This is a genomic window from Rhodococcus sp. NPDC006774 (assembly GCF_040636045.1).
Lineage (GTDB): Bacteria > Actinomycetota > Actinomycetes > Mycobacteriales > Mycobacteriaceae > Rhodococcoides.
On the sequence record NZ_JBEYIW010000005.1, the window covers coordinates 238,846 to 250,503 of the forward strand.

An 11,658-nucleotide genomic window follows, 5' to 3' on the forward strand; every position below is an offset into this window, starting at 1 on the left:
GCGCGATTCCGCTCGTTTCGATTGCGGACCGAACCTGTCCGCGATCACTTCTACAGTGGTTTTCACCAGCCCACCCAGGAGGAAACAATGGCCACCGAAAACACCGACATCGAGAAAATGCTCGCCGAACAGCGCGCGAACTTCCTCATCACGGTCCGCGGCCTCAGCGAAGAACAGGCGCACACCCGAACGACCGCCAGCGAGCTCACCCTCGGCGGACTGCTGCATCACGTGATCAGCAACGAACGGCACTGGATGAAGGTGATCGCCGAACTCGACGACACGGCCGAGTTCGACATGGAATCCGCCGGTGGCGAATACGTCATGGCCGAGAACGAAACGGTCGCGGGGTTGATCGCCGAATGGGAAGAGGTGGCACGCTCCACCTCGGCTGCGCTGGAGACGTTGGACCTCGACCTGTCGGTCCCGGTGCCGACGGCACCCTGGGCACCCGAACGCATCTGGCAGAGTGCGCGATTCACAGTGCTGCACATCCTGCGCGAGATCTCCCAACACGCGGGACACGCAGACATCATTCGCGAAGAACTCGACGGCGCGAACACCACACAGACCTGGGCGGCCGCGGCGGGGATGAGCTTCTAGACCGTCTGGTTACTGTGGCTGTATGACTCGTACTGCGTTGGTGACCGGAGCAAGCCGTGGCCTCGGGGCCCACATCGCCCGACTGCTCGCCCCGGATCACCACGTCCTGCTCGGCGGACGATCGGCCGAGTCTCTCGAGCCGATCGCGTCGGAACTGGCCGGATCCACCCCGTGGCCGGTGGAGCTGACCGATCCCGACGCGGTGGCGGCGGCCGCGTCGGGCATCGATTCTCTGGACGTGTTGGTGCACAACGCCGGAGTGGCGGCGCTGGGGACGGTCGAGGAGTCGACGGCCGAGGATTGGCGGCGACAGTACGAGGTGAACGTCATCGCCGTCGTCGAGCTGACCCGGCTGCTGCTGCCGGCGCTGCGAAAGGCGAACGGTCATGTGGTGCTGATCAATTCGGGTGCCGGCATTCGCGCGAACCCCGGTTGGGGCGGTTACGCGGCGAGCAAGTTCGCACTCCGCGCCTTCGGCGATGCACTGCGACAGGAAGAGCCGTCGTTGCGCGTGACCTCACTGCATCCTGGGCGCATCGACACCGAGATGCAGCAGGAGATCGTCGCGCACGAAGGTGGGGAATACGACGGCTCGAAGTTCTTGCAGCCCAGCACCGTTGCCCGTGCAGTGCGCAATGCGATCGATACGCCTGCCGACGCTCATCCCACGGAATTGGTGCTGCGCACCAGGTGAGCGGAAATTCGTAGCAGGAGTCGAATTTCCGCTCACAACAAACGGTTTGGCGTAGGTCCGGTCATCGCCTAGTTTGACGGACTTGCGAGGGCATGGGCTATGTAGCTTGCATTTTCGGCAGCGTCTGTGGCGAAACGCACGTTCAACACAATTTGCCCTCCGGACATGCCGATGGCCTGCACTAGGCTGCCCAGCATTGGTCTTTCGACCAGGCCGAATGCCTACGGCAACCACTATCTTGGGCATCCCGGACCGTACCGGGTCGTGGCTGTCGAGCCGGAGATACCGCACGCCGTCCGTCGCAAAGCGGATCGCCGCCGCCGTGCAGTCCCTCGCCCCGAAGGAGCCCGTAACACGTACGCGGTCCGCGTGGAGGAGCTTCACCCATTGGCTCGAGACGAATGGTCAATTCACGCTACCGGCGCATCCGATCACCGTCGCCGCATACTTAGTCGACGCGGCGAACATCCGCACCAAAAGAAGGAGCGCGCCGCGAAAACACACCCCTAGCCGTCAACGACATCGGGCTTTGACGCTTGAACGGAAGTAGGCTCGTCAGGCTTTACCGGTATGTTCTGCGCAGCATGGTTGCCTATCACTTCTTCGGCCGGATCCTTTGCGGCATCGTCTTGATAGTGCTGTTTTTCATGCGTGCTTAGCGAAATAATATCCTCACGGAACTTCGAGAAATCCTCGACAGTCAGCGACTTCGAGTCCTGCAGGTTGTGTTCAGTCCGAATCCTCGACAGCTGGAACGTCGCTTGTTCGACCCAATCGCTCCTGTCAAATGCATCGAGCAGCTCGTAGATTAGTTTCTGCGCTTGGCGTTTTGTAATACCCGTTTTGTAGTTCTGAGCAAAGCTTTTTATCGCGCGCTTGACGCGATCGTCACTCCGGCTGTGCTCTTCTTCTATTTCGGCAGTATCCAGAGCCGCACCAAGGTGTTCCAGAAGGACGGCGAACCGAGTGCGCAGTTTGTCCGCTCCCGCTACGTCAGGTTTGACGTCAAGAAGCAAGACTATCTCGCGAGCCAATCCCACCTTTTCTATATGTTCACCTTCGAACGCTGTGCTGTAGGTTGCCTCTAAGGCGCCCCAGATCGATTTTTTTTCGGCCACTGCGGTCGACAACGCTTGCTCCGAAAAAAGATCGATATCTACCTCTGCGAGGTCTTTGAATCGGGCTAAATGATTGAGGGCCGCTCGGTGAACTATTGATACTGGCAACAGGTCTTCGATCTCTTCGACTACCACACCTCCCTCTGCGTCTAAGCCGCTGGCGCTAAACCATAGGTCAAGTCTAATGATATATTTGTCTTGCAGCACACGCTTACGCCTTGCCTCGCCTCGCTTCAGCACTCTTTCTGCATCACGTCCCGACTGGTCGCCATCAAGTAAAGCTACACACGGGGGTTTAATAGTGTCGCGGCCTCGGGCAAGATATGCCATATAAGGTATGCCGTCCGCTCCGCCCGCAGCAACTATAGTGACATCATTGAGATTCAGTGCCGATTGCCTGAAGGCGGAGAATCGGGAAAGATGAGCTGACAATCCGGCAATTAATACCTGGTCGGCCAGGCCCTCTACAAATAGATTTTGCCCACCGATAAAAGCAGTCTCCGCGACGTATGTTCCGAGTGACGAGCGGAGGGGCTCATACCGATTGTTCGCAGCGTCGCGAACGACGCGCGTACCTTCATCTTCAGCACCTTTGTCCAGGACTCTTATGCGTTGAGGATTGTTCTTGTCGATTAGAAATGGGGAGTGGGTAACGTAAACTACTTGACCCCCGGCAGACCCGTTCTCAGGCAGGGCGTAGTCGTAAAGCACACGGAGTAGATCCTGTTGCCCTACGCTAGAAAGGAACGCATCCGGCTCGTCGAGCAACAATATATCCGGCTTCGTCAGACCTTGCTTGTGTGCTGATAACTGGACAAAATAACTCAAAAAGTACCGCAGTCCTTGACTTCGTTCGGCGAAAGAGTATGTCGAGCCTGTCCTATCTTGGATGGTAAAAGCCAGTTCATGTTCACGCGCTTCCAGAACCAGTTCGAACTTCCGGTCCTGCGTCCACCAGCGCTGGACATTCAAGTTATCGCGTATCGCGGCATTCATGCTGCCGACGACGGCCTCGACCTGACCTTCTTTTCCTGATGCGAGAGCTTGCCTTAGTTCCGTGAATGCTTGAGGGTCGATCCGGGCTGCGTCTACGAGAAGAGTCCGAGCCAACTCGAACTCGTCCTTACGTTGGCGTTCTGCTGCAAGCGATGCTTCATCGATTGGAGATGCTAGCGAAGGGAGTACGGCTTGACCGACGTTGTCTACCGTGGGTTCTTTTATGCCCAGTATCTGAGCGAACAGATTCGATCTCTGCCGTCGGTCATGCAGTCGTATGCGGCTCTCGCCGGTGAGCTCAGCGATAGATACGCTGTCCGGTATCGCCACGCCGGTCTTAAGCTCGTAAATCTCGGGCATGAATGCTTCGAGCTTTGCCAGGTTTTGCGAAGTCAATCGAACTTTTTCATCATTGATCACAAGGTATGGTTCGCCGTCGCCTGGTCGATACAATGTGAATGCCCGTACGTCACGTAACGCGGGTACACCTGGAACCTGATCAGTTTCTTCCAGAGAAAATGATGCGCCGAACTCCGGCAACCGAATTTTTCCAGTCTGAACCGAATACTCATCGCTATATCGGCAAAAATCCTCTCTCGAAATTGGTTTTCCGGTTAGGGCTGCTCTGAGCGCAGTGAGCAGTTGACTCTTTCCCGCTTCATTGGCTCCTACGATGGCGGTGATATCGCGTTCGACGGGCACGCGCACGAACGGATACCAAGGGTCCTTAGTTTCCCAGTCCGCAGGCTCGCTACCCTCACGTGTTTTCAGTTCGAAGTCATAGTTGAAGGATCGGAAGAATCTCACGTCGATACGATCGAGCTTCATGGCGTTTAAATCTCCTCTGAGTGCCCGTCTATGAACCGTGCTGGCGCCCAGCAGGGCTGCTTGCCAGGCTAGCCGTTGACTGTGAATTCGGAGGCGAGACGCAGTGGCGAGGTCTTGGAATTGCTCGCGGAGCTATTACGCGTCAACTCATCTCGGCGGTGCGGTAACTGTCGCGAGCGCATCGTCCCCGTCTCGGGTTCGCCTACGACCACCCGCTGATCTCCACCACTCAGAGATCGTCGAGTTTCACTATGCCGTCTTGCAGAGCCCGGGCGACCAGTGTCGCCTTCGTCGGCGCAGCCCGACCGACGCGGGAGTATTTGTCGCGAATTCGGGTCAGGTGTGTGTTGACGGTTCCCAGGGCGATGTGGAGACGAGCACCGACTTCGACTTTGGTGTCGCAGTTCAACCAGACCTTCAGGACTACAACTTCACGCTCCGTCAGTCCGGGTGACGTGTACGTCGGCGCTGGCCGTTGGCCATGATCTCGCCCCGAGGCAAGAGTGGAACGGGTGACGGGCGGCCTCGGGCCGAGGGGTTTACGCACTGTCCCGGGCACTGCGACGCGCGTCTGGACTTGGGGTCGATGATCGATCAACACCATCTGATCCTCCTCGAGATACCGGCCTTGAGGCCGATGTTTATCGGACCACGGCCCTGAACCCCCTGCAACACAAACCAATTCGAGAAGAACATCGATTCGAGTGTTCGGTCTACACCGAGATGTAGTCATAACTAAACAGTGCGGGCGCGGTCACCGGATTGCTATAGTTCGTGATCCACTCAGGTGCTCTGAAGTCCAGTGAAGGCGGTTGACGTTGAACCCTAGGCCTGTCCCGCGTGAACAATTTCTCCACGCCGGATACCGGCTCCTGAACGAAGTGGACATGACCGATCTCGCCCGGTCGCTGTCCATCTCGGCGGTAGTCGACGGTGCTGGGCTGTCGCACCAGACGTTCCACAACACCTACCCAGGGAACTCCCGCAGCGGAGGTTCCGGCGGCAAAGAAGCGTTCGTTGCGGATCTGCTCGACAACCTCACCGTGAATTACAGCGGAACTGCACCGACCGACCCGCCTGCCGGGCTACGAGACGCGGCCGCACCCGTGTCCGCCCTATTCGAAGACCTGACCTCCGGCCTGATGCGGCGGCGCCTGGTCGCCACCTTGCTCGCTACCGACCACGACGGAGCACGCAAAGCCGTCACCCCCGAATTCGAGCGACTGGACGCCGACCTGCGCACCAAGGTGGGTCAGGCTATCCAAGCTCAGGGCGGGTCCGTCCGCCAACCGATGTCACTGACCTCCCTCTCCACTGTCCTCGGAGCTCTGCTCGACGGACTCGCACTACGAGAGATGCTGACTCCCGGTTCCTTCTCCGGGGACGACATTGCCGCAACGACCACCTCGATCCTGCGGTGGGCAATCGATCCACTGCATTCCGATCGGCAGGCACTCGACCCTGAACCGGCATACCCTTCCGACGACTCCGACGCTCTACGGCCAGACCTCGAGGCCGACGTGATCGCCGCAACGGAAGCTCTGTTCGTCGACAACGGATACTTTCTCGTCACACTCGCCGATATCGCGGCGGCCGCACGCCTCCGAGCCGACGACCTTAGACGGCTGTTCCCGAGCAAAGTCGACATCATCGTGGCCGCGCTGAAACCGAAATTCGATCGCGTACTGCGATTGCGGCGAGCCGATGAGCGTCTCGGCGTCGAACCCGCTATCGCATTGCGCCGCACTCTGATCGAAGTAGGCGAATTCGTGATCGACAACCGAGCCATGAGTTCCGGGATGCTGCTCGCCTTGAGCTTCGAGCAGTTTCAGCAACCCAACACCGTCACCACAGTTCTGGAGAACCTCTACCTGCCATCTGCGGTGATCCCGATCCTGGAACGGGGACGCGAGGCGGGCGTGTTCAGCGATGAAGCACCGACGATCGAGGCGGCAATCATGCTGACCAACAACGTCCTGTTTCGATGCTTGACGCGGCCGACCGAAACGGCAGTCGACGTTGCCGACGGCGTACTCCGACTGCTCATGCCCGGCATCGCAACAAGGACCCCATAAGGGTGCCGCACCACCGCGCCGATAACTGCGGCGTGGCGAGGTGAGTGTGCCCGAAATGGATCCCATGCACTGGGATCGATTGGCACGACTGTCGCAGCACCTGCTCGACGACATCGAAGTCGGATCCGGGGACCACGGCACCTGGTATGTGAGTCGCGATATCGAGGCCGCGTTGCTTCGACGCACTGTCCTGGGATCCGAGCCGCAGATCGTGGTCGGTGAGGCCGGGCACGGAAAATCGACACTGCTGTGGTCGCTGCACCGAGCGCTACAGGAGCAGGGGCTCCATCCGCTGCTGGTCTCTGCCACCTGGCTCCATCCTGGAGACGACGGCATACGTACAGCCTCGAACGCCGAGATCATCTCCGCCATCACCGGTCGACCCGGCGCCATACTGTTGCTCGACACCGCGGACCTGATGCTGCACAGCCGCTCTGCTCGCCACGACATCATCGACCTGGTCACAGTGCTCGCTCGGACGGCAGTCCCCGTAGTTCTGACGACCAGGCCGCTCGAAGGACAAAGCCTTCCCGCGAACCTTGGGCACAAGATCACCCTCGGGCCGTTCTCCTCGAACTCCGAACTCCCGACCGCAATCGAGGCCCTGACCGTCGAATTCATCGCCGACGACTCGGTGATGTCCACGAATCCGGTGTCGGCGATCCAGTCCGCCCTGGCCCGCGGTGCTCTCGTCGACGACGTGTGCACCAGCCCCTTGCTGCTCAGACTGCTCTTCTCATTGTCGGCACCACATTTCCCTCAGCTCGAACTCGACGTCACCGGCCTCTACAACCTGTTCTGGTCTCGCCGTATCGTCAGCGATCACCGCTCCGGACCGGAGGTACCGGCTGAGGACTCCGATGACCTCTCGGCCAGTGCTGGGTTTCTGGCGATCGCCATGCTCGCTCTGGGCACACCCGAACCACCCGTCGACGTCCTTGTTCGACGCGCGGCGCAGGTCGCCGCATCGGCGGACCATGCGTACGACGACGTGGTCCTACGCAGACATGTACGGGCACTGACCCGGCGCGGAGTGCTGGTGACAACCGACAATCGTGCCCGGTTTCTCCATCAAACGTTCTTCGAGTTCGCCGCCGCCAAGGGTCTCGCCAACAGGGGAGCCGAAGACGAACTGCCGAGATTGACAGCTCGTGTTGCACAGACGCCCGACGATTTGTTCGTCGGTGCCGTGGTCGAACAAACCTTGATCATCCTGGGAGCAGATCGGCTGGCCAGACCCGCCGTCCGCGCGAGCTGTCAGACCCTCATCCGCACCGGGCTTCCGTATCCCATCTCGATTGCCATGACCGCGTGGGCGCATCACCCGGCACTACTCGAGCTCACCGCTGACATGTTCGCTGCGGTCGCCGATGACCAGCTGCGTCATTACCTGACGACGCTGCCCTTGCTGGACTCACGGCAATTCGCCCAGCGTGCACGAGATTTCGGCAACCGACTCGACATCATTCCCAGGGGAACAGGAACAGGAACATTTCACGAAATATTGTCGCCCCACGACAGCTCGGTTCATCCGCCGAAGTCGCGGGGGCCAGACGGACTCACCGCGTACCACGAGCGCCTCGTTCGTGCCCTGCAGCGCGTGGAGGCCCGGCGGGGTGAACTGGAACGCGCCACGGATGAGGCCTACCGTGCGATTCGACGCGCGGCTGGCAGCAAGGACGACGATCATCTCGGCCGCATCTTGTTCAGCATTTCCCGATCTGCGTTCTATCGGTTGAAAGCCGGTTCGAGTTGGAGTGCACCTGGGGAGAAGCTCTGCGCCGACATAGATGCTCACGGAGACACCATCGGCGAGCGCTTCGACCTCACGCGGTTGCACGACGCCTACGTGGCCGCGGTTCAGGACGCGGACGATGCCCGCCATGCCAGGGATAGGCATGGCGGATCCGCAGGTCGGTGATGTTCGTCGCCAGTTCTGAGTTTCTCGAGAAGTGGAACAAGCACGCCGTGCGATCGGATCACACCGTCCCCCAACGTGATTCCCGTTCACCGCCCGTCCGGCGGTGGACATGATCGAAAGGTCAGGCCATGAACCCGGCAGATCGGCACGACCCAACACACACGGCTCTCCGGCTCGTCCAGTCCATCGCGCTCTCCGTGCCCGCGTATCGCCGTCTCCTGGCCGAGCACGGAATCGAGATCGACGCGATCGCCACGATGACCGACCTCGCTCGGTTGCCGACCACCTCGAAGGACAACTACCGACGAACCAACATCCTCTCCGATCTGCAGGCCGGCGGACCCGAGGAAGTCGAGACCATCGCAAGCAGCGCCGGCTCTTCGGGCACCCCGACCTTCTGGTCACGTGGCCAGCGGAGCACCGATCACGGAGCAGCGATGTTCGGGCACGTACTGCGGGAATGTGCCGACACGGAACAGCGCACGACTCTCGCCCTCGTGACGTTCCCACTCGGTCCGTACATTGGAGGTGCCTTCATGTACGCCATGTTGCTCGAACTCCGGAAGCGTGGTCACCGGCTCTCGATAGCGACCCCGGGCATGGATCCCGACGTCATTGCCGAGGTGGTGTCCGAGGCCGCAGATGGATATCAGCAGATCGTCATCTTCGCGTATCCCCCTATTGCCCGAGACCTCCTCGACACCCACGGCGAACTGCTTCGACGGCACGACGTCGTGATCATCGTCGGCGGTGAACCCGTCAGCGAAGCATGGCGATCCCTCGTCCACGGCATGCTCGGCGACCCCGACGGAGACCGAGTGCGTGTGGTGTACGGGGCAACCGACGTCGGATTCGTCGGCTACGAAACGGCAGCCACAATCGCCATACGCTCAGCGTCAGTTGAGGATTCGGTCTTGAACCGCGCGATGTTCGGTACCGAGTACGCCGAAGGAGATGTCGTGCAGCAACCCGCATTCGTGCAGTATCGACCCGAGTTCACCTACATCGAAGTCGATTCCGACGGGTACCTACTCTTCACGGTCGGCGGCGTACTACCGCTGGTGCGGTACCGGGTGAACGACAGGGGTGAAACCCTCGTCGGCAGCGCCGTCCGCGAACGACTGGCCGACGCCGGCCATCCTGCTCTGGCGGACGGTATCGACCCGAATGCGCACTATCTGTTGGTTTTCGGACGAACCGACGTCGCCGCCATCTACAGTGCCGTCAACATCTATCCGGACTACTTGCGGCCGGCCGTCGAACACATCTCTCTGGCAACACGATTGACGGGACGGTTCATCGCTCGCTGCGAGACCGACAGCGAACAGCGCCAGACATTGACGCTCGACGCCGAGCTTCGGCCCACACTGGAATCCGATCCCGATACTGCCGAACAACTCCGGCAGCTGTCCATCGCCAGCCTTCGACAATTGAGCGCGGAATACCGCATCGTGCACGACCAGAAGGGTCACGACGCAGAACCCGTCGTACGCCTGCGGCCGTTCCGCTCCGCCGGCTTCGTCACCGGAGGTAAGCAGAAGTCGATCGACTAGGCACCTCCGCTCAGCCCCCCGCACCCGTCCTGCCGACGGGTGCGGGCACCTCACCTGCCCGAGGACCCGTCCACCCAGAGTCCTCACGCGACGCTCGGTCATGGTCGCAGGTCTGGAACTCGGTCTGCGAAAGTCCTACGGTTGAGTCATGGCACTGTCGAAGGCAGAACGCGAAGAGTTTCTGGCCGAGTCTCACGTCGCCGCGCTGTCCGTGGCCGCGGGCCCGGATCGTGGTCCGTTGACCGTCCCCATCTGGTACGACTACACACCTGGCGGCCAGGCCTGGGTTCTCACCGGCAAGACGTCCAGAAAAGCCGAATTGATCAGAGCTGCACAGCGGTTCACGCTCATGATCGAGCAGTCGAATCCGACCATCAGATACGTGTCCGTCGAGGGACCGGTTGCGCGGGAAGAGCCGAGTACGCCGGAGCTACTACGCGCCATGGCTGCACGCTACCTACCCCCGGAGAAGGTCGACGGCTACCTCGAGATGGCGAACAGCGAACACGAAGAGAACGTGGTGTTCCACCTGCAGCCGGAGCATTGGCTGTCGGCCGATCTGGGCGCGATCTGAGAGAACGCGCCAGTACCGTCTTCCCGTATCAGGAAGTCGGTGTCAGGGCATTGCCGGGCGGGATGGTCGCGCAGTTGCTGTACGTCGGCCCACCGGCAAACCGCTGGGTCAAGAACTGCAGACTTCGAGCCTCGAATGCCGGGAAGGCTTCGCTGTGCGTCAAACCGTCGTACTGCGCATACTGCACATCGACGCCCCGGCCGCAGTATTCGTACGCCAGTCCCTGTACATCCGCGGTGATCATGACGGAATCGCCGATCGGATCGGCGTGCCCGACAGCCAGGAACATCGGCGTCCGCGGAGTGCCCTGGCTACCCATGATGTTGTCGTCGATCGCCGCCACCACCTCGGGCACGTCGAGCATGGAGGTGTACGGAGCCTTGACCATCGACGCGTCGGTGAGTGTCGGGTAGTCGTCGGCGAACTGGGCGATGCACTCCTGATCGACCTGATCGATCACCTGGCGGCCGTAGTCGGAGATGAAATCGTCCAGGTCGAGACCGTAGGCGCGTTCGTAGGCGACGATCAGCGCCGGGATGACGCCCGCCCACTCCTTGCTTCCGCTGACGTACGGCAGGTTGTGAGCCAGGTCGACGGGCAGTCCGCCGGCCGCCGCTCCGACGAGGTTCAGCTCGGGTGCGTACTCGGGGGCAATCTCGGCACCCCACTGCGTCGGGACGGAGCCTCCGGAGTATCCGACCATGCCGACGGGTGTGCTCGACGGAAGCTGTAGGAGGGACTGAGCCGCACGAATGCCGTCCAGCGCTGCGTAACCCGACTGCCGCCCGATCGTCCACTCGAGCTCCTCACCCTCGTAATCCGGCACGACGACGGTGTAGCCCGCTGCCAGGTAGCCGGCAATGACCGCCTGTTCCGCGCCGGCAATGGGACTCGTGGACCCGCCGCTGAGTGTGTACGAGGGATTGCACTGAGAGCCGAGGGCGTCGTACGCCATGTGGTACGAAACGATCCGCGTCGGCCCGGGGACCAAGGGTCGCAGGACGGTGGCGACCGTGACGACTCCGTCACCTTGCTGATCGGTAGTTCTGTACAGCACCTGGCTACCCGTGATCGGGGTCGGCTGGGTGGGGGTACGGAACGTCATGGGCCTCGACCGAAGCACCGTTCCCGGGGAGACGTCCAGGCCGCCGTCCCAATCGTAGAACGGATCGTCGGCCGGAATCGGTGAGCCGGGCCCCGGATCTGCCTGTGCAACAGGGACACTCACGAGCGTGACGGACCCGAGAACCAGGACGACGGAGGCCACCAGCCTCATCGCGAATCCTTTACCGACCT

At 61.0% G+C, this 11,658-nt stretch carries 9 protein-coding genes; 6 read left to right on the forward strand and 3 right to left on the reverse strand.

The window, feature by feature from the left end; translation table 11 throughout:
• The first annotated feature begins 87 nt into the window (after positions 1-87).
• Both ABZ677_RS10475 and ABZ677_RS10480 read left to right on the forward strand, forming a co-directional pair.
• The gene (locus ABZ677_RS10475) at positions 88-603 is read left to right on the forward strand and encodes a DinB family protein (protein ID WP_358369035.1); all 516 of its coding nucleotides are present in this window, start codon (positions 88-90) and stop codon (positions 601-603) included.
• A gap of 22 nt (positions 604-625) precedes the next feature.
• Positions 626-1,297: an SDR family oxidoreductase gene (locus tag ABZ677_RS10480; RefSeq protein ID WP_358369038.1), complete on the forward strand. Its 672-nt coding sequence runs from the start codon at positions 626-628 to the stop codon at positions 1,295-1,297.
• A gap of 506 nt (positions 1,298-1,803) precedes the next feature.
• On the opposite strand, the gene ABZ677_RS10485 is transcribed toward ABZ677_RS10480, so the two are convergent.
• Together ABZ677_RS10485 and ABZ677_RS10490 are read right to left on the reverse strand one after the other, a co-directional pair.
• Positions 1,804-4,239, reverse strand: a complete 2,436-nt coding sequence (locus ABZ677_RS10485) for an AAA family ATPase (protein ID WP_141216639.1) — start codon at positions 4,237-4,239, stop codon at positions 1,804-1,806.
• Positions 4,240-4,468: 229 nt separating this feature from the next.
• Positions 4,469-4,972: a LuxR C-terminal-related transcriptional regulator gene (locus ABZ677_RS10490; RefSeq protein ID WP_358369042.1), complete on the reverse strand. Its 504-nt coding sequence runs from the start codon at positions 4,970-4,972 to the stop codon at positions 4,469-4,471.
• Between the two features lie 154 nt (positions 4,973-5,126).
• On the opposite strand from ABZ677_RS10490, the gene ABZ677_RS10495 reads away from it, so the two are divergent.
• From ABZ677_RS10495 to ABZ677_RS10510, 4 genes are all read left to right on the forward strand, one after another.
• Positions 5,127-6,314, forward strand: a complete 1,188-nt coding sequence (locus tag ABZ677_RS10495; protein ID WP_141216637.1) for a TetR family transcriptional regulator — start codon at positions 5,127-5,129, stop codon at positions 6,312-6,314.
• A gap of 55 nt (positions 6,315-6,369) precedes the next feature.
• Positions 6,370-8,235 carry an ATP-binding protein gene (locus tag ABZ677_RS10500; RefSeq protein WP_358369045.1) on the forward strand — a complete coding sequence of 622 codons (1,866 nt, stop codon included), beginning with the start codon at positions 6,370-6,372 and terminating at the stop codon, positions 8,233-8,235.
• A 128-nt stretch (positions 8,236-8,363) separates the two neighbouring features.
• On the forward strand, positions 8,364-9,788 hold the full coding sequence (locus ABZ677_RS10505) for a hypothetical protein (RefSeq protein ID WP_358369048.1): 1,425 nt from the start codon (positions 8,364-8,366) through the stop codon (positions 9,786-9,788).
• Between the two features lie 148 nt (positions 9,789-9,936).
• Positions 9,937-10,362: a pyridoxamine 5'-phosphate oxidase family protein gene (locus ABZ677_RS10510; protein WP_358369051.1), complete on the forward strand. Its 426-nt coding sequence runs from the start codon at positions 9,937-9,939 to the stop codon at positions 10,360-10,362.
• Positions 10,363-10,390: 28 nt separating this feature from the next.
• Here ABZ677_RS10510 and ABZ677_RS10515 read toward each other — a convergent pair whose 3' ends face one another.
• Positions 10,391-11,638 (reverse strand): lipase family protein, encoded by a 1,248-nt coding sequence (locus tag ABZ677_RS10515; RefSeq protein ID WP_358369054.1) that lies wholly within the window; start codon positions 11,636-11,638, stop codon positions 10,391-10,393.
• Positions 11,639-11,658: the final 20 nt, after the last annotated feature.